The sequence below is a fragment of the Nocardia rhamnosiphila NBRC 108938 genome, from assembly GCF_000720425.1.
GTDB lineage: Bacteria > Actinomycetota > Actinomycetes > Mycobacteriales > Mycobacteriaceae > Nocardia > Nocardia rhamnosiphila.
Genome location: NZ_JOAJ01000001.1, coordinates 1,358,158 through 1,384,481 on the forward strand (window position 1 = coordinate 1,358,158; position 26,324 = coordinate 1,384,481).

The window sequence follows — 26,324 nt, forward strand, 5'->3', positions numbered from 1 at the left end:
ACCTCCTTGCCGAGGGGTCATCAGCGCGGTGCCATCCGGATGGCACCGTCGAGCCGGATGACCTCGCCGTTGATCATGGGATTGGACAGGATGTGCGCGGCGAGCGAACCGAACTCCGCCGGATCGCCGAGCCGGCTCGGATGCGGTGTCTGCGCCCCGAGGGATGCCTTGGCCTCTTCGTTCAGTCCGGCGAGCAGCGGGGTGTCGAACAATCCCGGGGCGATGGAGACGACCCGGATACCGAGCGAGGCCAGGTCACGGGCCAGCGGCAGGGTCATCCCGGCGACGCCGGCCTTGGACGCGGCGTACGCGGCCTGGCCGATCTGGCCCTCGAACGCGGCCACCGACGCGGTGGTCACGAGCACACCGCGTTCTTCACCGTCGAGTTCGAGCCGCGCCATGCGCTCGGCGGCCAGCCGCATCACATTGAAGGTACCGATCAGGTTGATCGTCACCACCCGGGTGAAGACCTCGAGCGGGAAAACGCCCTGGCGGCCGACCACCCGCAGCGACCGCCCCGTACCCGCACAGCTGACGACGGCGCGCAGTTCGCCGAAATCCTCGGCCGTGTCGAGCGCGGCCGCCACGGCGGACTCGTCGGTGATATCCGCGGGCGCGAACAGGGCGTTCGCACCGAGCCCGGCGGCCATCGCCGCGCCGTCGGAGGTCGGCAGATCGAGCAGCACCACCCTCGAGCCCTCGCCGAGGAGCCGGCGCGCGGTCGCGAGCCCCAGTCCGGACGCACCCCCGGTGACGAGGGTGACCTTGCCGTTGATGTTCACACTGTGCCTTTCTTCTCCTCGGCCGCTCTGCCGAGTGGTTCAGATCCGTTCGACGATCAGGGCGTTGGCCATACCGCCGTGCTCGCACATCGTCTGCAGGCCGTAACGGCCGCCGGTACGTTCCAGCTCGCCGACCATGGTGGCGAGCAAGCGCACGCCGGACGCGCCGATCGCATGTCCCAGCGCGATCGCGCCACCGGCCGGGTTGAGGCGCGCGAGATCGGCGTCGAATTCGCGAGCCCAGGCCAGCGGTACCGACGCGAAGGCCTCGTTCACCTCGTAGACGTCGATCTCGTCCAGTTTCAGGACGGCGCGATCGAGCACCTGCCGGGTGGCCGGAATCGGCGCGGTGAGCATGTACAGCGGGTCGTCGCCGGCCACCGCGAAATCGACGAACCGGGCCCGGGGAGTCAACCCGAGGCGCGCGGCCTCCTCCTCCGCCATGATCAGGGTCGCGGCGGCCGCGTCGGTGAGCGGCGAGGAGTTACCCGGTGTGATCATCCAGTCCAGGTCGGGAAAACGCCGCGCCGACTCCTCCGCACGGAAGGAGGCGCGCAGCCCGCCCAGGCTCTCCAGCGTCGTGGCGGCGCGAATCGTCTCGTCGGCCTCGTGCACGCCACCGGGCACCGCCACCGGCACGATCTCGCGATCGAAATGCCCGGCGGCGGCAGTGGCGGCCGCGCGCCGATGCGATTCCAGCGCGTACCCATCGACATCCGCGCGCGTCAGCCCGTACCGCTGTGCCACCAACTCGGCGGCGACACCCTGGCCGATCCAGCCCTCCGGATACCGCTGCCCGAGGGCCACGCCCACCAGATCCTGGCCCATCGGCGCGGTGCCCATCGGGACCCGGCTCATGGATTCCACACCGCAGGCGATCACGGCATCGTAGGCGCCGGCGATCACGCCCTGGGCCGCGAAATGCACCGCCTGCTGGCTGGAACCGCACGCCCGGGTCACGGTGGTGGCGGGCACGGATTCGGGCAGTCCCGCGGCCAGCGCGGCGGATCGGGTGATATTGCCGGCCTGCTCGGATGCCTGGCTCACACAGCCGCCGATGACATCGTCGATCAGGACGGGGTCGATCCCGCTGCGCGCGACCAGTGCGCGCAAGACCTCGGCGAGTAGATCGATCGGGTGGACCGCGGACAGGGCGCCACCGGCCTTACCCCGGCCCGATGCCGAACGGACGACGTCGACGAGCACGGCACTACGCATGGGTTCCTCCAGAAGATGTGGACCTGATTGCGAACGGAGTCATCGGCCCGTGACCGGTGCGGTGACGCGGGCGACGAGATCGCGGCGCACCAGTTTTCCGGTGTCGGTCCTGGGCAGTTCGTCCATGAACACGACCTCGTCGGGCGTCCGGGAACCGCGCAGGCGTTCCCGGCACCACACGCGAATCGCCTGGGCGTCGGGATGTTCGGCGGCCGTCGGCACGATCACCGCGCAGATCCGTTCCCCCCATTCGTCGTCCGGAACTCCGATCACCGCGACCTCGCGCACCTCGTCGTGCTCGGCCAGTACGTCCTCGATCTCGGCCGGCGCGATGTTCTCCCCACCCCGAATGATCGTGTCGTCGGCCCGGCCACCGATGTAGAGGTAGCCGTCCTCGATCCGGCCGCGATCACGGGTGGGGAACCAGCCGTCGGCGTCGAGCGCCGATCCCTTCCCCATGTACTCCCCGCTGACCTGGGCGCCGCGTACCCACAGCAGGCCGGTCGCACCATCGGCCAGTACCGCACCGTCCTCGTCGCGGATCTGTGTCTCCATGCCGGGTACGACCCGCCCCACCGAGGACAGCCGGTCACGCAGGCGCGGATCGGCCAGGGCGTCGCGGTGGTCTTCCGGACCCAGCACAGCGATGGTCGAACTGGTCTCGGTCAGCCCGTAGGCGTTGACGAATCCGGTGTCGGGAAAGGCCGCGAGAGCGCGTTCGAGCACCGGTTGCGGCATCCGCGCCCCGCCGTAGGCCAGCGAAGCCAGTTCCGGCGCGTTCCCGGGCGCGCCGTCGAGATACTCGACCACTCGCGCCAGCATGGTCGGGACCACCATCGCGCTGGTGATCCCCTCGCCCCGCACGGTGTCCAGCCAGGCCTGGGGTGTGAAATCCGGCAGGTGCACCATCCGGCGGCCCGCGTACACATTGCTGAGCACCGCGCCCATTCCGGCGATGTGATAGGGCGGAGTGCTCACCAGCGTCGCGTCGTCCTCGGCCGCAGCACCGAACTCGACGGTGTTGAGCAGGTAGGACAGCAGATGCTGGTGTCGCAGGAGCACACCCTTCGGCGCGGAGGTGGTGCCGCTGGTGAACAGCACGACCGCCGTGGCGTCATCGGGCGCGGTCGCGGCAGGCGCGGGTTCGGCCGAGCGGGCGAGTTCCAGGAACTCCGCACCGGTGAGTACGACGTCGGCCGTGCCCTCGAGTTTCGCCCGGTATGCCGGGTCGGTGACGATCAGCGGTCGCTCCAGCTGCCCGACGAGATCGCGGAGCTGATCGGTCGCCAGCCGGTAGTTCAACGGGGCCAGCGGCACGCCGGCCCGGGCCGAGGCGAAGGTCAGGACCGGGAGCACCGGCCCGTTGACGCCGACGAACACCAGGTGCGCGGCGTCGTGTTCGGCCAGGACCGTGGCACCGCCGGACGCGAGAACGTCGAGCTGCCGGTAGGTCGTCCCCGACGCACGACGCCCCATGGCGAGTCTGTCCGGATGGACCGATGCGGCCATGTCCAGAACCATTTCGATACCCATTGCACCACCTGGTGAGAACGCTTGGATTGTTGATGTGCACCCGAGGTGCCGAGTCGTACACGGCAGGAAGCACCGGGGCCCGTCCGCGGCTAACGATAACAACTATGCGCCGGAATTTGAAGAAACTATGATTATGGTTCGTAGGAAATGTGTAAGCTCCGTGATCGGGAACCCCCGGTCGCATGCTGCGCCGGCCCGCCGTCGCAGCAGATTGCAGGAAGGCACGAGGTGGATCGATGAGGGATCAGGACCCGGTGGACGTCACCGTATTGACGTCATGGCTCGACCACAGCGGGGTCGGCGCCGGGCCCGTCACCGAGGTCGTCCCACTGACCGGGGGCACCCAGAACATCCTGGTCAGGTTCACCCGCGAAGGCACCGATTACGTGCTCCGCCGCCCACCGCTGCACAAACGCGCGAACAGCGACGAGACCATGCGCCGGGAGGCCCGGCTGCTCGCCGCCCTCGCCGGCAGCGCGGTACCCCATGCCCGCCTCGTCGCCGTCTGCGAGGACCTCGACGTCGCGGGCTGCGTCTTCTTCGTCATGGAGGCGGTCGACGGCTTCACCGCCACCACCGAAGTCCCCGAACCGCACGCTTCCACCCCCGAGCTACAGCATGCGATGGGCCTGTCCATGGTCGACAGCGCCGCCGCCCTGGGGCTGGTGGATCCCGCGGTCCTCGGCGACACTCAGCTCGCCCGCGCGGACGGATGGCTCGACCGGCAGGTCGGCCGCTGGCGCCGCCAGCTCGACTCCTATCACGACCTCGACGGCTGGCCCGGTCCGCAACTCGACGGCGTCGACGAGAGCGGGCGGTGGCTGGAAACCCACCGGCCGAGCCAGTGGCGCAAAGGAATCATCCACGGCGACTACCACTTCGGCAATGTGATGTTCCATCGCGACGGTCCGGCCGTCGCGGCTGTGGTCGACTGGGAACTGGGCACGGTCGGCGACCCGCTGCTGGACCTGGGACATCTGCTGGCCACCTGGCCGGATCCGGCCGAGACCCGCACCGTCGGGCTCGCCCGGCAGCTCGACGGCCTGCCCGGCCGCGACGAACTCATCGCCCGCTACGCCGCCCGCAGCGGCCGCGACCTGTCCGGCTTCGACTGGTATCAGGTGCTGGCCTGTTACCGGCTCGCCATCATCCTCGAGGGCACCCACGCGCGTGCCTGCGCCGGGAAGACCGATCCCGCCCTCGGCCGCCGCTTCCACGGTGTCGCCCAGGCACTGTTGGACCAGGCCCTCCGGCTCATCCGGCCCTAGTCCGGCCGCCCGACCAGAAAAGGACATTCATCATGGCCGAAGGCCCACTCGACACTCCGGTGGACTACACGTACCTGCGATACGAAACCCACGACGAGGGAACCATCGCCCGGATCGTGCTGAACCGCCCGAAGTATCGCAATGCCCAGAACCGCGGGCTGCTCGTGGAACTCACCGAGGCATTTCTGCGCGCCGAGGCCGACGATACGGTCCGCGTCGTGATCCTGGGCGGCGCCGGCCCCGCGTTCTCCTCGGGCCACGATCTGGGCAGCGCCGAGTACCGCGCCGAACGCGAACCCGGCCCGGATCAGCACTGGTCGTTCACCTGTACCGGTGCCACCTACGACGCGGTCGAATCCCGCCTTCACCAGGAATGGCACTACTTCTACGAGAACACCCGCCGGTGGCGGAAACTCCGCAAGATCACCATCGCGCAGGTGCACGGCAATGTCTTCTCCGCGGCCCTCATGCTCGCCTGGGCCTGCGACCTCGTCGTCGCCGCCGAGGGCACCCAGTTCGCCGATGTCGTGGCGACCCGGCTGGGGATGTGCGGTGTCGAATACTTCGGCCACCCTTGGGAATTCGGTCCGCGCAAGGCCAAGGAGCTGCTACTCACCGGTGATTGCCTGGACGCCGAGGACGCGCGGGCCCTCGGCATGGTCAACAAGATCTTCCCCGCCGCGGAACTGGATGAGCGCACACTCGAATTCGCGCGCCGCATCGCCCAGGTGCCGAGTATGGCGGCACTACTGGTCAAGGAATCGGTGAACCAGAGCCAGGACGCCATGGGTTTCTCCACCGCGCTCGACGCGTGTTTCTCCATCCATCAGCTCGGTCATGCGCAGTGGACGTACCTGTCCGGGGGCAAGAGCCCGGTCGGGACCACCGAACTCGGCCTGCCGGATTGGAAGTCGGCGCCGCCGGTGCAACGGGCGGACCCGTACCGTCCGTGAGCCTCGGCGGCATAGCCGGCAGGTCGCCGACCGGCCGACGCGGCAGCGGGGCAACACTCGTCTCGCCGTACGGCCTGCGGCGATGGCTCTCGGCCGGCCGGATACCCACCACAACCGAAGGCGGAGGCAACCACGATTGCCTCCGCCTTCGGTGTGCGGTCCTCGGTCGGTCCGCCGTCAGCCGCGGGTACCCCATGCGATCGGCGTGTCGAGGACTTCGGGATAGTGCTTCTCCTCGTAGCGCCAGATCGCGTCGATATGTTCCTCCATGGCCGCGAGTGCCGCGGCGGCGTCCCCGGCGGCGACCGCGCGATAGATCTTCTCGTGGATATCGCAGGTCGCGACACGGTGCCGTTCCGGATACTCCATTCCCACCGCCGAACCGTCGAGCATGTCCAGCAGGGCGTGGATGAGGTAACCGAACAGCGCGTTACCCGAGCCCTGGGCGATGGTGTCGTGGAAGACCCGGCTCATCTCGACGAAAACCTCCTCGTCTTCGAGGTTTTCGCGCATGGTGTCGACCGAGTACTTCAGCCGCGCGAGTTGTTCCTCGCTGATCCGGTCGGCGGCGAGTTTGGCCATCATGGGTTCCAGGGCCGTGCGGGCCTCGACGATCGTACGGAAGGGCGCGTTCTCGAATTGCAGCAGCAGCGTGATAGCCGTCGCCAGCCCCATACCGTCGGGCTGCTGCACGATCGGGCCGCCGCCGGGGCCGGGCTTGAGCGCGATGACGCCCTGTAGCTCGAGGAAGCGCAGTGACTCGCGCAGCGTGCCCCGGCCGATATCGTAGTCCTCGAGCATCACGCGCTCGGGCGGCAGTTTGTCACCGACCTTGTTGCCCCGTTTGTTGATGCCCTCGACGATCCGCTGTGCGACCAGCATCGCGGTCTTCTGCGGACGAAGCCCTGGCTGTCCCATGACACGTACCTCCATACGGTAAGGCCGCTCCCCCGCACCCACTGGAGTTCGAAGCCCCAACAATCTATGATTATGTTTACCTTATTTTGGGTCCGAACACCATATTGAAAGGCCCATATCCCGCAAGAAGCCGGCACGCGCGCCGGAACCCGCCGCGGCGCTGCGCACAGCGCCCCGGCCCTCGCACGATCCGGCCGTTACTCCGTACGCGGGCTTACACTTCCGGCCCGGCCGCCGCGGAGATCTCGTCGACCAGCCCCCACTCCCGCGCCCGCTCGGCGCCGAGCGCCACACCGGTCACGAACAGGTGCAACGCACGCCAGCGGCCGATCCGGCGCGGCACGCTCACCGTGCCCCCGGCCCCGGGAATCAAACCCATCGCCACTTCGGGCAGGCGGACGACGGTATCGGGCGCGGCGACCACCCGTCCGGCGAACGCGGAGATCTCGATCCCGGCTCCGACGCAGTGCCCGTGCAATCGGACCTCGATACGGTCGGCGAGCCGGGCCATCAACCGGGCGGCACCACCGCGGGTACGGATCAGATGCGCGGTCGCGATATCCGGTGTGTGGCCGAACTCGTCCAGATCTCCGCCGGAACAGAAGGACGACCCCGCACCGTCCAGGACGATCCGCCCGAACCCTTCGGCGACGACCGCGGTACGCAGTGCCTCGACCAGGCCGTCCCGTAACGCCGTCCCGTAGGCATTGCGCCGTTCCGGACGGTTGAGGGTGATCCGGAGGGTGTCGCCCGCGGCCGACAGCAGGACCGGAGCGGTATCGGGGGGCGGCGGCAGCGGCCGGCCCAACCGGCGCCGTTCACCGAGCCAGGCACCGAATTCGGCGCCGCCCTGCAGCGTCGAGTACGCCAGCGATTCCACATCGATCGCCGCGGGCACCGGTAGGGCTTCCGAGGCGCGCAACACCTGCCGGGCGATATGGGACGCCTGCGGACACCGTTGCACACAGGCGAGGAATTCGGTGCGCGCGCGTTCGAGGTCCGCCACACCCACGACCGAGCGATCCGCTGTCTCGGCCGTGGCATAGGTCAGGTCCAGCGCGGCGGTCAGGGGCGCCAGGTCCGGGGCGATCCCGCCGGAACAGATCCCGACCGCCAGGCTCCCCCACGCGGCAATACGGCCCGCGGCGGTTCGCGCGGCCGCACCGTCGGCGCCGTCCAGATCGACGATCAGCACGGGCTCCAGCAGCGACTCCGGGTCCAAGGCCGATTCCGGGAGAGCGCCACCGGCCACTTCCGCCGCGGTAAGCGTTCGCACGTCCATATCCACCGTCCCTGACTTCGTCCCTCGGAACGTAGCAGGACCCGGTCCGCGGCGATCGCCTGCCCGGAGCGCCCATCGCCCGCCCTTCCTGCGCGAAGGCCGCGCGGTCGCTGCCGGGCAGCCGGCGGGGCAACTCCCATCCGCTTGTCCGTCACGGGAGCGGCAGGCTCCGGACCCGCGCACGCGCAGATCCGGAGTGTGCGCTTTGCGTTCCGGCTGATCGCAATCCTGTCGGGTCGGCGCCGCGCGCGCTTGGATCGAGAGCAGCAACTGCGGGTCGCCATGGGAGCGTCGGCCGGCCGGCCCTCGGGGACGGTATCCGGCCGGACGCCACCGGTGGTCGCCGGCGGGCGTGACAGCCGCCGGCCCCTCGGTAACGGCGAACGGGCGGCCCGGCGGAGAGACCTCGGAGGAGCACCACATGGCAACGCAGACCGCGGACACCGGAAACGACACGTTCCTCGCCGACTGGCAGGACTGGCATCGGCAGCAGGAGGCACGGCTGGCCGACCCGCACGGATTCCTGGCGGTGACCGGCCTGCACTGGCTCACCGCGACACCGCAGCGGTTCTCCGACGCACCGGGCAGCTGGTCCACCGGCACCGACGGCGTCACCGTGGTTCTCGACGAGGACGAAGAACTGGTGATCGACGGAACCGTCCGGCGCGGCACGTACCGGTTCGGGGTCATCGCGGAACGCGGAGGTGTCGAGGCGGTATGGGGCGACGCCGTGATCGAGGTCGCCACACGCGGCGGGCACGATATCGTGCGCCCGCGGCACCCGGACAACCCGTTGCGCACCGGGTTCCGTGGCACGCCCACCTACGCACCGGATCCGAAATGGGTGGTCGCCGGACGCTACACCGCGTTCGCCGAGCCACGGCCCACCACGGTCGGAGCGGCCGTGGAAGGCCTCGAACACGTCTACGACGCCCCCGGCCGGATCGACTTCGAATGGGACGGGCAGACATTGGGACTCACCGCTTTTCCCGGGAAGACCCCGGGCGCTCTCACCGTCCTTTTCAACGATACGACCTCCGGCGTCACCACCTACGCCGCCAACCGCGTGCTGCAACTCCCGCCGCCGGACGCCGCCGGGACGGTGATTCTGGACTTCAACCGGGCCGTCAATCTGCCGTGCGCCTACACCGATCTGGCGACCTGCCCACTGCCTCCGGCGGAGAACCGGCTCCCGGTCGCGATCGAGGCGGGCGAGAAGATCCCTTACGAGCGCAGCTGACCCGATGAGTGCGCCCACCTCCCTCGCGAACCTGTCGTTCCTCACGCCGGGCAACTACCCCGACGAGGATCCCGCCGCCGGGCTCGAAGACACCCTGCGCCTGTTCGAGTTCGGTGAACGGCTCGGTGTCGACGGCGCCTGGGTCCGGCAGCGCCATCTCGAACACGGCGTCGGGTCGGCGGCGGTATTCCTGGCCGCGGCCGGACAGCGCACCCGTCGTATCCAACTGGGAACCGCCGTGATCCCGATCGGCTACGAGAGCCCGTTCCGGTTGGCCGAGGATCTGGCGATGGCCGATATATTGTCCGGCGGGCGGCTAATATCGCCGCCGCATCGACCCGGCCCGCCCGGCTCGGGTCGCGGTGGGCCGGGTGATCGTCCCGTTCGACAGCGCCGATCGCACCACTCGTGAACGCTATCGCCGCTACGCGGCCGGGCGATCCGAGCGCACCCGCGCCCCGCAGGGCGAGCGGCGGATCTTGTTCGCTCCGGATCTGGTCGGCACCGCCGAGCAGATCCTGGAGCGGCTGCGCGCTGATCCGGTCCTCGCCGGGACCACGGAGTTGCGGCTGGAACTCCCATACGAATTCCATCGCGGCGACTACGAGCAGATATTGCACGACACCGTCGAGTACATCGCACCGGAGTTGGGCTGGCAGCCGTCGACCGAACTGGTCTGACCACTTGACCTCTTACCAATAACGGGTCTACCGTCCGAGGTATGGCACTGAAGCGGATTGCCCGCCGGTCGGTTCCGGACGAGATCTACGAGCAGCTCGTCGACGACGTCCTCACCGGCGAACTCGCGCCCGGCTCGACCCTGCCCGCCGAACGTCAGCTGGCAGAAGCGCTGGGCGTCTCCCGGCCCACCGTCCGGGAAGCGGTCCAGCGGCTCGCGCGGGCAGGGCTGGTGGAGATTCGCCAGGGCGGCAGCACCACGGTCCGCGATCCACGTCGCTCCGGCGGCCTCGAACTGTTGCCGCGACTGATCCTGCGCGGCGGCCGGCTCGACCACTCCGTGGTACGCAGCATCCTGGAGACCCGGGCGACACTGGGCCGCGAGGTCGCCGGCCTCGCCGCCGGCCGGCACGGTCCGGCCGGCAGGCCGACGCTCACGGCCGCGGTGGACACACTCGCCGGCCGAGACGATCCGCTGGCGCGCCAGCTCGCCGCGCTCGCCTTCTGGGACCACCTGGTCGACGCCGCCGATTCGATCGTCTACCGCCTGCTCTTCAACCAGCTGCGCACCGTCTACGAACCCGCCATGGCCGCCCTCGCCGGCGTCATGGACACCGAGGTGGGACAGCCCGAGCGCTACCGCGCGCTCGCCGCGGCCGTCGTCGCCGGTGACGTCGACTCGGCCCGTACCCGGGCCGACGCGCTGCTGTCCCTCGCCACCGCGGAATTCGACAACCTCCTGCACCGATTGGAACAGACGCCATGAACCTCTCGCATATCGCCCGGCGTGGCCGTAATACCGGGATCGACCGTCTCGCCGAGGGGCGTCTGGCCGCCGACGAGGCGAAGGCCGCTCGCCGCGCACCGGAGTCGCTCGCGGACGTGTTCGCCTCGTTCCGTCACGCACCCTCGCCCTGGGTGATCGCCGCGCTGCTGATCGCCGCCGCCACAGCCCGCGTCCTGGTGGGCGACTGGCAACTCACCGATGCCCTGATTCCGGTGCTCATGGTGGCCGCGTTCCCGTTCGTGGAATGGGTCATCCATGTCTGCGTGCTGCACTGGCGGCCCCGCACCCTGGGCCGCTGGCGGATCGACTCGCTACTGGCGCGTAAACACCGGGAACACCATGCCGATCCGCGGATCCGGGAACTGGTCTTCATCCCGTGGCAGACCTTCCTCTGGCTGCTGCCCATCCTGGTGGCGGTCGCACTACTGGCCTTCGGCCGGCCGGGCCTGGGCCTGACCTTCCTCACCACCGTGGGCGTCCTCGGACTGGTCTACGAATGGACCCACCTCCTGGTGCACACCGACTACCAGCCGCACAGCGCGATCCTGCGCGCGGTACGCCGCAATCACCGTCTGCACCATTTCAAGAACGAGCACTACTGGTTCGCCGTCACGACTGCCGGAACCGCGGACCGGGTCCTGGGCACGTATCCCGATCCCGCCTCGATCCCCAACTCCCCCACCGCGAAGGCCCTGCACAAGCCGCAGGCCGCCTGACGCCCGGCCGCGGTATCGCCTTCCGGGCCAGTGGTCACCCGGTACCGGCTGCACAGCGCAAACCGCCACAGGGTAGTAGTGAACCCACAGCTTCACGGCGTTCGGGCGGTTCGGGATTCGACGTGCACCGCCGGCAGCCGGTTCTTCCGCAGGTTCCACACCCCACAGTTCCGAGGATGGCGTATGCACCGATTTCCCGGTCAGGACACGAGCACGGCACCGCACGAGATCGCCTGCCGTATCGAAGATCTGCTCGACGAGCAGGCTCGTGTGGTCGATGAGCTGCTATCCGCCGAAGCGGCGTATATCGAAGCGGTGGCCGCGGCCCGGGCAGCCGGCCTGCTGTGCCGGTCCGATCTGACCGAGGCCTATGACCGGTTACAGGGCTGGGGTATCTCCAATTTTTCGAATCGCTGGCGACGGTTGGTCGAAGCGGGCCCGGCGGACACGCCCGCGGCACAACCCACACTGGTGCCCGGCGGCAGGGGCATCACCACGATCCGGGCATCGTCCGAGGGGTGAGCAGCGACCCGCGGGGAAGACCCGCACGGCCGGATCGCCGGATCGGGCACCGCGACCTCGGCGCCGTCCGCGGCGCCGAGGACACCGGCGATCGCTTCGGGTGCCGATTCCCGAACCAACTCTCCTGATGCGTCGATTCTGCATCGTTTTGCGGGTAGTGTGGAGACTTACCGACGGAGATCTCGACTCGACCGTCCGCACCTGCCCGAGGCGGTCCCGCCTTCGCCGGGGATTTCCAGACCTGGCAGGGATGCCTGACGATGGGCTGAAACCGGCCCCACGCGAGCGCACCCGTCCGATCAACGCCGGGCGGCCCCGCCGCCGGACGGCCGGTAGCCGGAGAGGCGAGACAGTGACCCGGTCCGATACGGACACCGAGTGGACAGTCGGCGCGGTGGCCAGAAACCTCGGCGTTCCGGTCGCGACGCTGCGCAGCTGGAACCAGCGCTACGAGTTGACGCCCCGGCCGCACCGGCCCGGTGAACACCGCCTCTACACCCCGGGTGATGTGGCGGTGCTCAGGCGAATGGTCGACCTGGTCCGCGCGGGCATCGGCCCACGTCACGCGGCCGCGGCGGCTCGGACCACGCTCCACGCCCACCCCGCGCCGGGGAACGTGGAGCCGATGATGGCGGCGGCCGCTCGACTGGACATCACCCGACTGCTGGACACTGTCACCGCCCATATCGCGCACTTCGGCGTGACGGCGACATGGAATGGGTTGTGCCGGCCGGTCTTCGCCGAACTCGTCGACCGGCAGCGCCGCGGGCAGGGATTGATCGAGGTGGAGCACATGCTGTCCGGGGCGATCGCCACCGCCCTGCACCGCGCGGTGCCTCAGGTACGGGCCGACGGACACGTCGCCCCGGTGCTGCTGGCCTGCGCCGGAGGCGAATGTCATGCCCTTCCGCTCGAAGTCCTGCGCGCCGCACTGGCCGAAAACGGCATCCCGGCGGTACTGCTCGGCGCCTCGATACCCGGCAGCGCGCTGGCCGACGCCGTGGCCGGTGCACACCACCGTCCGGTGGTGGTGCTCTGGTCCCAGACGCCGCGGACCGCGGCTCACCGGCCACTCCCCCCGGGAAGCCGGACACCGGCGCAGTTGCTGCTGGCCGGGCCCGGCTGGACTGCCCGCACCACTCCCGCGGGCGCACGCCGGGTGGACACGCTCGAAGAGGCCGTCCACCTGATCGGCCGGATCCCGAACCGGCAGCACCACTGAGCCCTTGCCTCCCGGGCCGGTGATTCCACCGGATCCGGCCGAATCGCTTGCGCATCGTCCGGCACCCGTCGACCGGCGGACACCGGCATCACCGCGCGGCACACCCGGAGGAACCGGGAGCCGGCGTCACCGGGCGCGGTCGTAGACCATCGCCATCTCGCCGAGTTCGCCGACCTCGTGCCGGGTCAGCGTCCACTTCGTAGCGGGCAGGCCGTCGTCGAACAGCCGCTGCCCGCCGCCCGCGATCTCGGGCGTGATCATGAGATACAGTCGGTCGAGCAGGTCCGCGACCAGCAGCGGTTTGATGATGCTCGCACTGCAGTTGACGAGGATATCGCCCGAGCCGGCACCCCTCAGTTCGCGCACCACATCGGCAGCCGGGGCGTTCACGATCCGGGTTCGCTCCCAGGGTGCGTCGTCCAAAGTGCTGGACAGCACCACCTTTTCCGTGTCGACCAGCCACTTCGCATATCCGCGGTCGCGTGGGTCGGCACCGTCGTCGGCGGCGACGGTGGGCCAGTAACCGAGGAACCCCTCGGCGTTGCGGCGGCCGAGCAGCGCCGTCGTCGCCCCGTCCCATATGCGGCTCAGGTGGCGCCGCGCCACCTCGGTCGCGGCATAGGAGACGATCGCGCCCAGATCGCCGGGGCCGCCCGGTCCGCTGTAGCGCCCGTCGAGGGTGAGATTGATATTCGCGGTGACGGAACGTCGGGTGGAATCGGTCATGGTCGCGCGTCCTTCTCGTTGTCGTGCGCAGTGATATCGGTGCCGCCGACGGCGGCGGTGAGGTTGTCCAGCACCTGCTGCCAGCCGGTTTCGATTCCGGCGATGAACGGCACTGCTTCGGTGTCGGTGTCGGTGAGCGTCAGACCGAGCCGCAGGCGGGTGCCCTCCGCGGCCCGGGTCAGAGTCAGGTCGTAGTGCCCGGTGAACAGGACCGCATCCGCCGGGTCGCGAACCGACAGCCGGAATTCCAGCCGCTCGGGCTCGGCTGCCGCGGTGACCTCGCCCGCCGAGCGGTAGCGCCGCCCCTCGGCATCGCGATAGTCGAGGACGACGCGGCCGCGCGGGGCCGGCTCCAGAACGCAGTCGGTGACCGTCATCGGCGACGGAGCCCACCAGGACCCGAGCAGGTCCGGCTCTACCCAGTACCGCCAGACGACGTCGCGCGGTACCGGGAGCATCCGATCGAAGCAGAAGCTGCGCCCGTCGGCCCACCGGTCCCGATCCGCTCGCGTGGCTTCGGCATCGATCGCGGCGCGGTAACGCGCGATCACCTCACGCTCCCCCGCCTGCGCCCCGGCGGTATCGACCAGCTCCGCGAGGCGCCGCGCGAAGGCTTCCAGCGGCTGCGTCTCGATGGCGTAGACCCGCCGCTGCCCGAGCGGGAACACCGCGACCAGACCGGCCTGGGCGAGAGTCCGCAGATGCTTGGTGGTCTGCGGTTGCCGCAGACCGGTCAGCTCGGCGAGCTCACCCACCGACCGCGGGCGCTCTGCCAGCAGCTCGATGAGACGCCACCGCGCCCCATCCCCCAATGCCGAGGCGATCCGATCCATGATCCCGAGTATTCACCAAAGTGAATATTCAAGTCAAGGAATATTTTCCTCTTCCCAGGCTTTCCGCAAGACAGCGGCCGCCATCTGCGCGAACTCCCGCACCCGCCGCTCGCGCCGGTTCTCCGGCACCGCGACGCAGATCTCGACAGGTGCGGCGTCCAGCACCTGCCGGTAGATCAGGTCGGGCCGCGAGTACGCCCGCGCAACCCCCCGCGGCACCACTGCGATACCGTGGCCGGACGCGACGAGCTCGAACTTCTCCTCGATCGATGCCGTACGCCGGACCTGCGCACCGATAGCCGGCTCCCCCGCGAGATCCGCCTCGCGCAGCGGCCGGTCGGCAATCGGCGGCCCGGCGAGCCGATGAGCGACCGGCAGGCACGCGACTTTCGGCTCGGTGCCCACCGTGACAGTGCGCAGCCCGGCGCCGTCGAAAGGCCGGCGCAGATACCCGACATCGGCCCGGCCGTCACGCAACGGCAGTTCCCGTTCCCACCACTTCAGTTGGAACAACTCCACTTCCACCTCCGGCCGGCTCTCGGCGAAAGCCCGCAGGGCCGGGGATACGCGCAACCCGGAGGCGAATCCGACGACGAGGCGCTCCACCCCGCGGTCGACCTCCCGCACCCGCCGGACAGCGGAATCGACGGTGGTGAACAGCCCCCGCGCCTCCTCGTACAGCTGGGCGCCCGACGGCGTCAATTGCACACTGCGGGTGGTGCGCTCGAGCAGCGTGCAGCCGAGTTCTTGTTCGAGCGCGCGAATCTGCCTGCTCAGTACGGGTTGAGCGATAAAGAGGGACTCGGCGGCCCGGCCGAAATGCAGATGCTCCGCGAGCGCGGCGAAGTAGCGGAGCTTACGCAGGTCGAGATCCATACCCTGAAGATATCAATCCGCTCCAGGAGGTATTGGACGGCGAGCACGGCGCGCACGCAGGGTGGTGATCATGATCGTGATCACCACGCCCACGGGCGCTATCGGCAGCCGTCTTCTCGGGATCCTCCTCGAACGCGCCCCGTCCCGGTGCGAGGACCTCCGCGTGATCGTGCGCGACCCGGCCAAGCTCGCCGGCCCGGTCCGCGACCGGGTCGATATCGTCCGTGGCTCGCACGACGACCCCGCCACCGTGGACCAGGCCTTCGCCGGAGCCGACGCGGTGTTCTGGCTCGTCCCACCGGATCCCACGGCACCGAGCCTGGACGTCGCGTATTCCGGCTTCACCCGCGCCGCGGCCCGGGCGTTCACCGCACACGGTGTCCGGCATGTGGTCGGAGTTTCGGCCTTGGGCCGCGGCACCCCGGTCGTGGACCGCGCCGGCCTCGTCACCGCCTCACTGGCGATGGACGACCTCATCGCCGGCTCCGGCGTCCACTATCGCGCGCTCGCGAATCCGTCGTTCATGGACAACGTACTGCGCCAGGTGCATTCCATTCGGGACGAGGGCGTGTTCACCGGCACCCTGGCCGCCGACCTGCCGGCACCGCTGGCCGCGACCGAGGATATCGCCGCGGCCGCGGCCCGGCTGCTGCTCGACCGATCGTGGACGGGGACCGGTGAGGTTCCGGTACTGGGCCCACAGGACCTCACCCCCGACGAGATGGCACAGACGATATCGGAGGTGCTGGGCAGGCCGGTGCGCTACCACCGGGTGACACTCGACGACCTGGCCGCGTCCACGGCGGGCTTCGGCGCCGGCGATGCTTTCGTCCAGGGCATGGTCGATATGATGCGGGCCAAGGACGAAGGCCTCGACAACGGTGTGCCGCGCACCCCGCAGACCACGACTCCCACCACCTTCCGTCAGTGGTGTACAGCGGTTCTCGCTCCCGCCGTGCTCGCCTGATCACGGCCGGACACCGTCGGCAGATCATTCGGTGGGCGGACCCGTGAACCGCACCCGCCCGGCTGCCGACGGCCGGGCGGGCCGCCGGGCACGCGGGCTCTCCACAACCCTTCTCGGACGACCGGAGGACAGCGCCGCGCGCCTCGATCCGCAATCACCGGTGGATGCGGCCCGGACCGAAGGTCTCGCGCCCGGCGGCGTTCACGGGCGCTCCAAGTAGGCGACTATGCCGCCGATCAGGGCTTTCAGCGCGTCGTCGAGATCGCCGTAGGTACCCAGGGTGCGTTCGGAGGTGATCCCGCGCATCGCCGCCGGGATGAGGGCGGCCACCTGCCGCACCTTGTCCGGGTCGAGTTCCATATCGGCAAACGCGCGCTGACAGGCCTTGTCCCAGTTCGGTTTCCACGAGGCCAGTTCCGCGGCGGTGCGCGGATAGTCGCGCTCGAGTTCGGTGTGCTCGCGGGGCAGGGCGGCGCGCAGTGTTTCGATGGCCAGCGACTCCGGTCTGCGCAGCCCGCCGGCCATGGCGTCGATCATGGCGGCCACCCGCTCGTGCAGGGTGCCGTCCGGTTTGATCCCGGCGGGCAGGTCGCCGCGCTTGTCCGCGGTGTACCGCAGGACCGCCGCCCACAGGCCGTCGATATCGCCGAACTGGTACTTGATCACTCCCCAGGTGGCGCCGATATCGCGGGCGATCCGATTACCGGAGACCGCCGCGGGATCACCGGTGGCCAGTGAGGCGATCGCCGCCTCGAGCATGCTCTCCCGGGATTGGATCCCACGCCGGTTCGCTCGTCTCCCGCCCACCACCGCTTCCGTCACGATGGACGACTTTACCCGCCCTGAGCAGGCATATCTAGTTTCACATAGCCCTCTTGTAATCTTTCAAAGAGGGTTCTATGCTCGGGAGCGCCACGTGACCGGCGTCATATACCGACGCACCCACGGTGCCGTGGCCGCGCCCGCTACAGCCCTCGATTCCTGGAGGATCGCGATGGCAAAACCACCACTACCGATGGAGCCGACGGGCTGGTTCCAGGTGGCCTGGTGCCGCGAGATCGGCGTCGGTGCGGTACACCGGATGAAGTACTTCGGCCGCGAAATGGTCGCCTGGCGATCGGCATCGGGGCAGATCACCGTATTCGACGCCTATTGCGAGCATCTGGGCGCGCATCTCGGCTACGGCGGCCGGGTGGAGGGCGAGAACCTCGTCTGTCCGTTTCACGGCTGGGAGTGGAATCGCGAGGGGCGCAATGTCTGTATCCCCTACGAGAGCCACCCGAACAAGGGCCGCCGCCTCCGCGGCTACCCGGTGGTGGAGCGCAACGAAGGCGTCTGGATCTGGTACGACATCGACGGCCGGCCACCGCATTTCGAGGTCCCCGATATCTTCACCGCGTTCGGCGACGGCAAAACCGCCGCGGACTACTACCCGCCGGTGCCCACGGCCACGCTGTACCGGCCCGGGCTCGAGCTGCACCCGCAGTACGTCATGGAGAACGGTGTCGATTTCGCGCACTTCAAGTATGTGCACAAGACCCCGTTCGTGCCGGAGTTCACCCGCCACGATTTCTCCGGGCCCGTCTCCTACGTCGATTTCACCATCGCCTTCGACGAGGGCGTTGCCGAAGACCAGGTCAACAGTGGTGTCGAATCGATCAACGCCGGACTCGGATGTTCGATCACCAAGAGCTGGGGCATGATCGACAACCGCACCATGCCCGCGGTCACCCCGGTCGACGACCGCACCTCCGATGTCCGGTTCACCGTGTGGATCGGCCGCAGGCCCGGCGACGAGAGCCCGGAGCCCACCTCCTACGGCACGGCGATGGCCGGTTTCGTGATCGAGCAGTTCGAAGCCGATATCCACATCTGGGCGCATCAGCGCTACTCCGACCCGCCCGCGCTGTCGCGCAAGGAATACGCGGGCTTCCGGGCACTGCGCGAATGGGCCCGGCAGTTCTACCCGGACACCGGCGCGGCCGAACCCGCACCGGACGCGAAGGCGGCCGGCGTATGACCGCGGGCCCGAACCAGCAGCCCCGACCCGCAGACAGAAAGGCCCATCCATGAGCACCTCCGGCAAGATCCGGGTATTCCAGGTCGCGACCGGCAATCTCGGCACCGAGATGATCGGCCGCATCCGCGACCATCCGGATCTCGAACTCGTCGGGCTGCACTGCTACACCCCGGACAAGATCGGCCGGGACGCCGGCGAGATCGTCGGCATCGGACCGATCGGGGTGACGGCGACCGGTACGGTCGAGCAGATCCTCGAGGCGCGCCCCGATGTCCTCACCTTCCATGGCGTCTTCCCCGACGAAGATCTCTACGAGAAGGTGCTGGAGGCCGGCATCAATGTGGTGACCACCGCGGATTGGATCACCGGATTCCACCGCGACACCAACCACTCCCACCCGTCGGGGCGCAAGGTCAGTGAGATCATCGGGGCCGCGTGCGAGCGCGGCAATTCCACCTTCTACGGCACCGGTATGAATCCGGGCCTGGCCCAGATCCTCGGGATCGTGCACACCGCCGACGTCGCCGCGATCGAGAACATCACCGTCACCGAATCGGTGGACGTCTCCTGTCACCATTCCGTCGACACCTGGAAAGCAGTCGGATACGGCCGCCCGGTCGACGATCCGGCCATCCCGGACTCGTTGCACAAATACACCGCGGTCTTCGCCGATTCGGTCTACCTGATGGCCGATGCCTTCGACCTCGAACTGGACGAGGTCACCTTCCACTACGAGCTCGGCGCCTGCACGAAGGACGTCGATCTGGGCTGGTATTTCCTGCCCAAGGGCTCACTCGGCGCCAACTACATCAAATACCAGGGTCTGGTCGACGGGGTGCCGCGGGTGGAAACCCATCTCGAATGGCAGATGACCCCGTATACCGACCCCGCGTGGAATATCAAGGGCTGCTACATCACCCAGATCACCGGCGATCCCAGCATCTACAGCAAACATATGATCTTCCCCCGGAAGGGCTTCGACCTGTCGAATCCGGAGAACTTCGCGTCGATCGGGATGACCGTCACCGGATTACCGGCCCTCAACTCCCTGCGATCCGTTGTTGCCGCGCGGCCGGGCATCATCACCAGCGCCGATCTCCCGCTGCGCGCTTTCGCCGGGCGTTTCGCCGGCTGAGCGGTACGCCACGGGCCCACCGGATCGCCCGAGCGGTCCGGCGCCGGTCACCGGCCGTGGCCCACGACGCGCTCACTGTGCGACCACCCAGTCGGCAATATCGTCGATGACCTGGACGTCCACATGGTGGGGCCGGGTGTAGTCCGCGGGCAGGGAGAGGCCCTCGCCGGGGAAGAACATATGGTCCACGGCCGGGTAGGTACGGATCGTCACCCGGGGGCGATCGGCGAGTGCGGTACGCCAGCCGGCCAGGTCCGCGGCCACCGTCACCTGATAGTCGCGTTCACCCTGGAGGAACAGCATCGGTCGATTCAGGGTCGCGGCCGCCGCGGCCGGGTCGTAGGCGCGCAGGTCCAGCCAGTACGGCGCGGGCATCCCGAAGGGCAGCCGATCGGCCGGCGTGGTGGGGGAAAGGTCGTCGCTGTCCACCAGTTCCGCCTGTGCCGTGACGATCTCGACCGACGGCAGGCCGGCAGCGGCCGCCGGATCGACCCGCCCCAGGTGTTCGACGACCCGCACCAGCGACCACTGCAGCGGCACCGTGTCCCCGGCCAGGACGACCAGACCGGCCACCCCGGGGTCCGCGGCCGCCACCCGCGGGGCGAATCTGCCACCCATACTGTGGCCGACCACGAAGACACGACCGGCGTCGATATCCGGGAGGGCGCGCAGGTACCTCACCGCCGCCACGGCGTGGGGGACGTATTCGTCGGTGGGTGTGAAGCCGGCCGTCGCGGCAACCGCCTCGGGATGGGCGTAGGTGACCTTGTCGAATCGCAGCACCACCACCCCGCGACCGGCCAGCCCCCACGCGATGTCCTTCAGGTTCTTGTTCGGTCCGGCGGTGCCGTCCCGGTCGAATGGTCCGCCGCCGGCGAGCAGTACTACCGCCGGAAACGGACCCGCACCGCGCGGCGCGGTGACCGATCCCGGGACGGCGAACTGCCCGGATCCCACCGTTGTCTCCCACTCGGTGAATGCCATCGGATCGGCATACTCCGGCGCCCGCCACATCTCGGCCCGTTCCACGATGTCGTCCCTGACCACCCCGGCCACCTTTCTCTATTTTGAGAAAGGTAGCACAGATGAGAACATTGCCCTTGTGAACTCCCTGGAGCTGCTGGCCCACCCGGTCAGACTGCGGATCGTGCACACCATGTCCGCGGGCGACGACCACACGACCGCGCAACTGTGCGCGCGGTTGCCCGACGTTTCGAAGGCCACCGTCTACCGGCACGTCGACATCCTCGCTACCGCGGGCATCCTCGAGGTCGCCGGTGAACAGCGCGTGCGCGGCGCCGTGGAGCGCAGCTACCGCCTGCGCCGGGAAGCGGCGGTCGTCGACCCCGAAACGGCGGCTTCGGCAACACCGGAGGACCACCGCGCGATTTTCGCCGCCGCGATGGCCACCCTGCTCGCCGAGTTCAATACCTACCTCGACAGCGGAAACGCCGACCCCGTCACCGATCTGGTCGGCTATCGGCAGCATGCGATATGGCTGAGCCCGGCGGAGGTCGCACAGCTGATCGATGAGCTGCGCGCGGTGCTGCTCCCGCGCCTGCGGAATCCGCCCGGGCCCGGGCGCGTCCAGTATCTGCTGAGCCCCGTCCTCTTTCCGGTCGGCGGCCGGCCCGCCCCCGATCCGGCGACGGATATCGCGCAGAATTCGTGAGCACACCGGCCGGCCCGGCACATCGGACTCCGCGACTACCGGGCCCGAAAGCAGTGCGGCCGGACCGACGATTCAGCCGAAGAGCGCGTGGCAGGCGGCGTAGCCCAGGGCCGCCGCGACCGACCCGAGGGCGACGCTGAAGGCGGCATAGCCGATCGCGTGCCGGTAGGCGCGCTGTTCGGTCAGTCGCACGGTCTCGTAGGAGAAGGTGCTGTATGTGGTGAAGGCGCCGCAGAATCCGGTGCCCACGAGCACCGCCCACACGGCCGGTAGCCCACGCCGGTGAGACAATGCGCCGGCCGCAGTTCGGTGATCACCACCATCAGCGCACCGAGCAGGAAACTGCCGCCGACATTGATGACGAAGACCGTCCACGGAAACCCTCCGGCCGGTGTGGGCCAGCTCCTGCTCCGCGACCGGACGCGACCGAGCCGGGCGTCACGAGGCCGGGTACCAGCCGATCCGGCACGTGTCGTCGACGGGCCGGGTGATGGACCAGAGGCGGCGGAACCGGGAGGCGGCGATCTTCCAGCGGCCGTCCTCGAGGACGTAGGAGTCCTCGTATTCGCCGGTCGACAGCGTATCGGTGTGGTCGAGCAGGTTCACCTGACGGAACTGCATGGTCCACTGCCCGGAGGCGGTACCGTCGGCGTGCACGGTGATATCGGGGTGCATCCCGTGGTGCATATCGAGCACCACATGTTTCCCGTCGACCCGCCGCAGGGCGATGGATTCGAAGACCGCGGCCATTCCATCCGCGTCCGAAACCCCCAGCTCGCCGTAGTCGAGCACAGCACCCTCGGTCACGAAACACGCCCGGAAACGCACGGGGTCCTTGGCATCGCAGGCACGGAAGTAGCGGTGTTTGAGCGCCTTGATCGCCTCGATCGCTTCCAGCACGGTGAGGCGCTGGGCCGGGTCGGCCTCGGGTGACGGTGATCCGGACATACGGCCTCCTCTTTCGGCGGCCGGTATCCGTCGCGCTACGCCGGCCCCGGCCGAACCGGCTCGTATCGCATCACATCACATCACCACCGTGCGGGGACGGCCCGGCTCACCGAAGTCGCCGCCCGCGAGCTACCGAGGAGTGCCGATCCGCACCGGGCCGCCATCACGCTTCCCGACGAGAAGCTCCACCGGGCGGATCAGTGCCTCGTCGAACCGGCCGCCGGACAACAGGTTCGTCGCGGCGGCATGTGAGCCGACCGGACGACCGCCGGTGCGCGTTATGGTGAGGCTGCCGGACGGTCTTTCCGCCGGGCCCCGTATACGGCCCACCGGTTCGCGAACGGTCCCGGGTCTCGTCGACACAAGGGGCCGGAAGGGCCGGGAGTTCCCGCCGGACTGCTGGACATTCGACTGCTCGCGAAAGGTGGCAGGATGCGCGCATCCTACCGGGAAGTGATGGACCGGCGGCCGGGTATGCGACCCGCCGCGCGATGACCGGGAGTCTCGCGAAACGCCGGTGGCACGACTTGCGCGGGTCGCGGTTCTTCCCGGCCACCGTGATCATCGGCATCCTGGCCTGTGCCGCCGCCCTTTTCGCCGGCTCCTACACCTATGCCACCGCCAACCCGAAGCCGGAATACGTGCCCATCGCGGTGGTCGGATCGATGCCCGCCGCACAGGCGGCGCAACTGGAAGCCGAGCTGACGACGGCGATGGGCAGCTCGCTGCGGGTCCACCGTTTCGCCGACCGCGCGACCGCGCTCGCCGCGCTCCAGGACCAGGAAGTATTCGCCGTCGTCGGAACCTCTCCGGCCGACAACACGGTGACACTCGATCTGTCCAGCGCCTCCGGTCAGACGGTGGCGACCGCCCTCGCGCAGGGTCTGCCGCCCATCGCCGAACACGCCGGGTACACCGTGCGGGTCGACGATCTGAATCCGCTGCAGGACGGCGACCCGCACGGTCTCACCATCTTCTACATGACGATCGCCGCGGTCGTCGTCGGATTCGTCGGCGCGGTCCAACTCGGGGTCAACGCCCGTGATCTGCACGCGGGCGAACGTATCGCCTGCACCGCGGTATACGCGCTGCTCGGCGGCTTCGCCATCGTGGCAACCGTCGATTGGCTCCTCGGCGCGCTCGAACTCCCGTTCCGGTCGTGGGCGGTGCTCGCGCTCACCATGTTCACCTGCGGCATGGTCTTCACCATGTTCCAGGCCCTGTTCGGACGATGGGCGATACTGCCGACCTGGGGCATCATGATCCTGCTCGGCAACCCGACCTCCGGTGGTTCGGTGTCGTGGCCGCTGCTTCCCCGCCTGCTCGCGACGATCGGCGGGTGGCTGCCACCGGGTGCGTCGGTGAACGCGCAGCACACCGCCGTCTACTTCCCGGACCATCAGCATCTCGGCCCCTGGCTGGTGCTCGCGGGGTGGTCGGCGGTCGCGATCGGGGTGTTCCTCGTCGCGCAGCGACGATCGGACAACCGGCGGCCCGCGGGCGCCGAGGCGGGCTGAGCAGAGCCGCACCGGTCGTCTCCGAGCCGGCTGTCGCCGACGCGAAAAACGCCTGACCGGACGATGTTTCACATCAGGGCCGGCGGTACACGTCGAAAATGCTTTGCCCATCTCCGGCCCCACTGCGACCATCCGCGGATGCGCTCCTTCGACGATCTCGTGACCGAAGCCGTAGCCGCCGATATCGACGGCTGGAGCTTCGCCTGGCTCGACGGCCGCGCCATCGAGGAGCGGCCGCCCTGGGGTTACGCTCGCGAGCTCGGCCGGCGACTGGCCGCCGCCCGGTCGGCCCTCGACATCGATACCGGGGGCGGTGAAGTGCTGGCCGAGGCCCCGGTCCTGCCGCCGGCGATCTACGCGACCGAATCCTGGCCGCCGAACGTCGAACGGGCTTGGCATCGGCTGAGCGGACGCGGCGCCACCGTGGTGCAGACCACGCCCGGCGGTCCGCTGCCCTTCCCGGATCGCAGCTTCGACCTCGTCACGGCCCGCCATCCCGTACGCCCGGACTGGACCGAAATCCACCGTGTCCTCACCGACGGGGGACACTATTTCGCCCAGCACGTGGGCCCGGGTTCGGCGTTCGAACTCATCGAACGCTTTCTCGGTCCGCAGCCCGGGCAGCGCACGCAGCGCGACCCCGCCCGGGAAGCCGCGGCGGCCGAAGCCGCGGGGCTGACCGTGGCAGATCTGCGCACCGCGCGCTGCCGGATGGAATTCTCCGATATCGGCTCCGTCGTATGGATCCTGCGCAAATGCGTGTGGTGGGTGCCGGATTTCTCCGTCGATCGCTACCGGGACGCCCTTGTGGAACTGGACCGGGAGATGCGCGCTGGGCATCCGTTCGTCGCATTCTCCACCCGGCATCTCTTCGACGTGGTCCGCTGACCCGGCACGACAGACGTGCCTGCCGGCCGAGGTATCGGCGTCGGTGCGCGACACTGGATCGGTGAGTACCGACAACGGCCCGACACCCCCGCCGGCCAGCGCCTCGATCATCGTGCTGACACTGGCGCGGCGAGTGGAGACCGAACTCAACGCCGCCCTGGCAACACTGGATCTGACCGTCGGCCGCCTGGGCCTGCTCGGCCATATCTCCGGGGTCCCGGGTGCGTCGTTCTCGGAACTGGCGCGGATGTCGGGGATCAGCGTGCAGAGTGTGCACACGGCGGTGAAGGCCCTGGTCGGCGCCGGACTGGTCCACGACCGTACGGCCCGCGCCGGCTCGGCGTCGGCGATCGAACTCACCGCCGAAGGAACTCACCTGCTCCGGGCCGCCCAGCAGGTGGTCACCGATGTCGACGAACGCCTGTTCGGGCCGGCCGCCGACCCGGTACAGCGCCGGATCGGTACGGCCGTCGTGGACGCGTTCACCGGCCGAGCCACCCCCTGAACCATGCCGCCGCCATCCAGGTGGCAGCACGGTCGGCCGGGATACGGGCTCCCGTAATGTCGCCTCCACGAGGGGCCGCCTGGGCGCCCGGACGAGAAGGAGGCTGTGGGTGCCGGGAACACCGTGGTCACACCGGATGGGTTTATCGGTCCCGATCGTGAACGCCCCGATGGGCGGAGTGGCCGGGGGGCGGCTTGCGGCCGCCGTGTCCGCGGCCGGCGGGCTCGGGATGATCGGCATGGGCAGCACCGGATCGGCCGCGGCCCTGGAACACGAACTCACGCAACTCGTTCCGGCGCCCATGCTCTTCGGTATCGGCATGGTGGGCTGGGTGCTCGAGCGCGAACCCGCCCTGCTGGATGCGGCCCTGGCCGCGCGGCCGGCGCTCGTCTCGGTCGGTTTCACCGAGAAGTGGGCCTGGGTCGAGCGGGTCCACGCGGTGGGGGCGGCGGCGGTCACCCAGGTCTACGACGCGGACCATGCCCGCCGGGCCGCGGCGGCCGGAGTGGATGTCCTGGTCGCGCGCGGCAGCGAGGGCGGCGGCCACGGCGAAACCCGGTTGGGCACACTCGCGGTACTGGACGCGGTACTCGACGCGGTCACGGTTCCCGTCCTCGCCGCCGGTGGTATCGCCACCGCCCGGGGTCTGGCGGCCGTGCTCGCGGCGGGGGCGGCCGGTGCCTGGCTCGGCACCTGCCTGTCGGCCTGCCCGGAAGCCCTCACCCCGGAACCCGCTCGCGCCGCGCTGGTACGCGCCCGGGCCACCGATACGGTGGTCACCCGGGTCTTCGATCTGGGACAGCGGCTCCCCTGGCCCGACCGCTATCCCGCCCGAGTACTGGCCAACGAGACCACCCGTAACTGGGCGGAGCGGGAGGCCGCGTTGTCCGCCGACGGTGCGGCCCGCGACGAGGTGGCGGCGGCCGCCGCCACCGGAGACCCCCGCCGCGCCCCGGTCGACGCCGGTGAGGGAGTCGGCGCCCTCACCCGCAGCCTCCCGGCCGGTGAGGTCATCGCCGCATTGTGCACCGGGGCCGATCGGCTGTTGGGCCGGTGGGCGCACGGCGCCGGGACCGTGTTCGACAGCGGCACGCCGCGCGGCCCGGGGAGCGACTGAC

The 26,324-nt window shown here is 69.4% G+C and carries 29 protein-coding genes; 17 read left to right on the top strand and 12 right to left on the bottom strand.

Going from position 1 to position 26,324, the window contains the following annotated elements; all coding sequences use genetic code 11:
- Nucleotides 1–20: 20 nt before the first annotated feature.
- Genes IG75_RS0106035 through IG75_RS0106045 form a run of 3 tightly spaced genes read right to left on the bottom strand, consistent with a single transcriptional unit; the run spans nucleotide 21 to nucleotide 3,533 of the window.
- Entirely contained in the window at nucleotides 21–782 is a 762-nt protein-coding gene (locus tag IG75_RS0106035; RefSeq protein WP_030520159.1) for an SDR family NAD(P)-dependent oxidoreductase, read from the bottom strand.
- 39 nt (nucleotides 783–821) lie between these two features.
- Nucleotides 822–2,000: a thiolase family protein gene (locus IG75_RS0106040; protein ID WP_030520160.1), complete on the bottom strand. Its 1,179-nt coding sequence runs from the start codon at nucleotides 1,998–2,000 to the stop codon at nucleotides 822–824.
- A 39-nt stretch (nucleotides 2,001–2,039) separates the two neighbouring features.
- Nucleotides 2,040–3,533 (bottom strand): class I adenylate-forming enzyme family protein, encoded by a 1,494-nt coding sequence (locus IG75_RS0106045; protein ID WP_030520161.1) that lies wholly within the window; start codon nucleotides 3,531–3,533, stop codon nucleotides 2,040–2,042.
- 236 nt (nucleotides 3,534–3,769) lie between these two features.
- Here IG75_RS0106045 and IG75_RS0106050 point away from each other — a divergent pair, with 236 nt between their 5' ends.
- Both IG75_RS0106050 and IG75_RS0106055 read left to right on the top strand, forming a co-directional pair.
- On the top strand, nucleotides 3,770–4,801 hold the full coding sequence (locus IG75_RS0106050; RefSeq protein WP_030520162.1) for a phosphotransferase family protein: 1,032 nt from the start codon (nucleotides 3,770–3,772) through the stop codon (nucleotides 4,799–4,801).
- A 32-nt stretch (nucleotides 4,802–4,833) separates the two neighbouring features.
- Nucleotides 4,834–5,754, top strand: a complete 921-nt coding sequence (locus IG75_RS0106055) for an enoyl-CoA hydratase (RefSeq protein ID WP_036512211.1) — start codon at nucleotides 4,834–4,836, stop codon at nucleotides 5,752–5,754.
- A 177-nt stretch (nucleotides 5,755–5,931) separates the two neighbouring features.
- Here IG75_RS0106055 and IG75_RS0106060 read toward each other — a convergent pair whose 3' ends face one another.
- Nucleotides 5,932–6,672 (bottom strand): FadR/GntR family transcriptional regulator, encoded by a 741-nt coding sequence (locus IG75_RS0106060; protein ID WP_030520163.1) that lies wholly within the window; start codon nucleotides 6,670–6,672, stop codon nucleotides 5,932–5,934.
- Between the two features lie 214 nt (nucleotides 6,673–6,886).
- Nucleotides 6,887–7,954, bottom strand: a complete 1,068-nt coding sequence (locus IG75_RS0106065; protein WP_036512834.1) for an enoyl-CoA hydratase/isomerase family protein — start codon at nucleotides 7,952–7,954, stop codon at nucleotides 6,887–6,889.
- A gap of 421 nt (nucleotides 7,955–8,375) precedes the next feature.
- On the opposite strand from IG75_RS0106065, the gene IG75_RS0106070 reads away from it, so the two are divergent.
- From IG75_RS0106070 to IG75_RS0106095, 7 genes are all read left to right on the top strand, one after another.
- Nucleotides 8,376–9,194 carry a DUF1684 domain-containing protein gene (locus IG75_RS0106070; RefSeq protein WP_030520165.1) on the top strand — a complete coding sequence of 273 codons (819 nt, stop codon included), beginning with the start codon at nucleotides 8,376–8,378 and terminating at the stop codon, nucleotides 9,192–9,194.
- 4 nt (nucleotides 9,195–9,198) lie between these two features.
- Entirely contained in the window at nucleotides 9,199–9,606 is a 408-nt protein-coding gene (locus tag IG75_RS40140; protein ID WP_245713065.1) for an LLM class flavin-dependent oxidoreductase, read from the top strand.
- A complete protein-coding gene (locus IG75_RS40145) occupies nucleotides 9,566–9,874 on the top strand; it encodes a hypothetical protein (protein ID WP_245713064.1) in 309 nt (102 codons plus the stop codon). Before IG75_RS40140 ends, IG75_RS40145 begins: the two co-directional genes overlap by 41 nt.
- A gap of 41 nt (nucleotides 9,875–9,915) precedes the next feature.
- Nucleotides 9,916–10,638 (top strand): FadR/GntR family transcriptional regulator, encoded by a 723-nt coding sequence (locus tag IG75_RS0106080; RefSeq protein ID WP_030520166.1) that lies wholly within the window; start codon nucleotides 9,916–9,918, stop codon nucleotides 10,636–10,638.
- Nucleotides 10,635–11,375: a sterol desaturase family protein gene (locus IG75_RS0106085; RefSeq protein ID WP_081876650.1), complete on the top strand. Its 741-nt coding sequence runs from the start codon at nucleotides 10,635–10,637 to the stop codon at nucleotides 11,373–11,375. The genes IG75_RS0106080 and IG75_RS0106085 overlap by 4 nt, the downstream gene beginning before the upstream one ends.
- Nucleotides 11,376–11,558: 183 nt before the next feature.
- Entirely contained in the window at nucleotides 11,559–11,897 is a 339-nt protein-coding gene (locus IG75_RS0106090) for a hypothetical protein (protein WP_030520168.1), read from the top strand.
- Nucleotides 11,898–12,291: 394 nt separating this feature from the next.
- A complete protein-coding gene (locus IG75_RS0106095; RefSeq protein ID WP_081876744.1) occupies nucleotides 12,292–13,119 on the top strand; it encodes a MerR family transcriptional regulator in 828 nt (275 codons plus the stop codon).
- Nucleotides 13,120–13,245: 126 nt separating this feature from the next.
- Here IG75_RS0106095 and IG75_RS0106100 read toward each other — a convergent pair whose 3' ends face one another.
- Genes IG75_RS0106100 through IG75_RS0106110 form a run of 3 tightly spaced genes read right to left on the bottom strand, consistent with a single transcriptional unit; the run spans nucleotide 13,246 to nucleotide 15,554 of the window.
- A complete protein-coding gene (locus IG75_RS0106100; protein ID WP_030520170.1) occupies nucleotides 13,246–13,845 on the bottom strand; it encodes a dihydrofolate reductase family protein in 600 nt (199 codons plus the stop codon).
- A complete protein-coding gene (locus IG75_RS0106105) occupies nucleotides 13,842–14,678 on the bottom strand; it encodes a metalloregulator ArsR/SmtB family transcription factor (RefSeq protein ID WP_030520171.1) in 837 nt (278 codons plus the stop codon). The genes IG75_RS0106100 and IG75_RS0106105 overlap by 4 nt, the downstream gene beginning before the upstream one ends.
- Before the next feature lie 33 nt (nucleotides 14,679–14,711).
- Nucleotides 14,712–15,554 carry a LysR family transcriptional regulator gene (locus IG75_RS0106110; RefSeq protein ID WP_030520172.1) on the bottom strand — a complete coding sequence of 281 codons (843 nt, stop codon included), beginning with the start codon at nucleotides 15,552–15,554 and terminating at the stop codon, nucleotides 14,712–14,714.
- A 70-nt stretch (nucleotides 15,555–15,624) separates the two neighbouring features.
- Here IG75_RS0106110 and IG75_RS0106115 point away from each other — a divergent pair, with 70 nt between their 5' ends.
- Nucleotides 15,625–16,521 carry an NAD(P)H-binding protein gene (locus tag IG75_RS0106115; protein WP_030520173.1) on the top strand — a complete coding sequence of 299 codons (897 nt, stop codon included), beginning with the start codon at nucleotides 15,625–15,627 and terminating at the stop codon, nucleotides 16,519–16,521.
- Nucleotides 16,522–16,722: 201 nt separating this feature from the next.
- On the opposite strand, the gene IG75_RS0106120 is transcribed toward IG75_RS0106115, so the two are convergent.
- Complete coding sequence (locus IG75_RS0106120; protein WP_030520174.1) at nucleotides 16,723–17,343, bottom strand: TetR/AcrR family transcriptional regulator; 621 nt, start codon at nucleotides 17,341–17,343, stop codon at nucleotides 16,723–16,725.
- 172 nt (nucleotides 17,344–17,515) lie between these two features.
- On the opposite strand from IG75_RS0106120, the gene IG75_RS0106125 reads away from it, so the two are divergent.
- Both IG75_RS0106125 and IG75_RS0106130 read left to right on the top strand, forming a co-directional pair.
- Complete coding sequence (locus IG75_RS0106125; RefSeq protein WP_030520175.1) at nucleotides 17,516–18,541, top strand: Rieske 2Fe-2S domain-containing protein; 1,026 nt, start codon at nucleotides 17,516–17,518, stop codon at nucleotides 18,539–18,541.
- 49 nt (nucleotides 18,542–18,590) lie between these two features.
- Nucleotides 18,591–19,676, top strand: a complete 1,086-nt coding sequence (locus IG75_RS0106130) for an NAD(P)H-dependent amine dehydrogenase family protein (RefSeq protein ID WP_030520176.1) — start codon at nucleotides 18,591–18,593, stop codon at nucleotides 19,674–19,676.
- A gap of 72 nt (nucleotides 19,677–19,748) precedes the next feature.
- On the opposite strand, the gene IG75_RS0106135 is transcribed toward IG75_RS0106130, so the two are convergent.
- Nucleotides 19,749–20,723 carry an alpha/beta hydrolase family protein gene (locus tag IG75_RS0106135; protein WP_063045207.1) on the bottom strand — a complete coding sequence of 325 codons (975 nt, stop codon included), beginning with the start codon at nucleotides 20,721–20,723 and terminating at the stop codon, nucleotides 19,749–19,751.
- A 55-nt stretch (nucleotides 20,724–20,778) separates the two neighbouring features.
- Here IG75_RS0106135 and IG75_RS0106140 point away from each other — a divergent pair, with 55 nt between their 5' ends.
- Nucleotides 20,779–21,348: a helix-turn-helix domain-containing protein gene (locus IG75_RS0106140; protein WP_030520178.1), complete on the top strand. Its 570-nt coding sequence runs from the start codon at nucleotides 20,779–20,781 to the stop codon at nucleotides 21,346–21,348.
- 72 nt (nucleotides 21,349–21,420) lie between these two features.
- On the opposite strand, the gene IG75_RS41000 is transcribed toward IG75_RS0106140, so the two are convergent.
- Complete coding sequence (locus IG75_RS41000) at nucleotides 21,421–21,723, bottom strand: fluoride efflux transporter FluC (RefSeq protein WP_345703654.1); 303 nt, start codon at nucleotides 21,721–21,723, stop codon at nucleotides 21,421–21,423.
- Nucleotides 21,724–21,786: 63 nt separating this feature from the next.
- Entirely contained in the window at nucleotides 21,787–22,296 is a 510-nt protein-coding gene (locus IG75_RS0106150; protein ID WP_030520180.1) for a nuclear transport factor 2 family protein, read from the bottom strand.
- Nucleotides 22,297–22,787: 491 nt separating this feature from the next.
- Here IG75_RS0106150 and IG75_RS0106160 point away from each other — a divergent pair, with 491 nt between their 5' ends.
- From IG75_RS0106160 to IG75_RS0106175, 4 genes are all read left to right on the top strand, one after another.
- Entirely contained in the window at nucleotides 22,788–23,813 is a 1,026-nt protein-coding gene (locus tag IG75_RS0106160; RefSeq protein WP_036512219.1) for an ABC-2 transporter permease, read from the top strand.
- Between the two features lie 138 nt (nucleotides 23,814–23,951).
- Entirely contained in the window at nucleotides 23,952–24,701 is a 750-nt protein-coding gene (locus IG75_RS0106165) for a class I SAM-dependent methyltransferase (protein WP_030520182.1), read from the top strand.
- 61 nt (nucleotides 24,702–24,762) lie between these two features.
- A complete protein-coding gene (locus IG75_RS0106170; RefSeq protein ID WP_030520183.1) occupies nucleotides 24,763–25,206 on the top strand; it encodes a MarR family winged helix-turn-helix transcriptional regulator in 444 nt (147 codons plus the stop codon).
- Between the two features lie 109 nt (nucleotides 25,207–25,315).
- Entirely contained in the window at nucleotides 25,316–26,323 is a 1,008-nt protein-coding gene (locus IG75_RS0106175) for an NAD(P)H-dependent flavin oxidoreductase (protein WP_174561155.1), read from the top strand.
- Nucleotide 26,324: the final 1 nt, after the last annotated feature.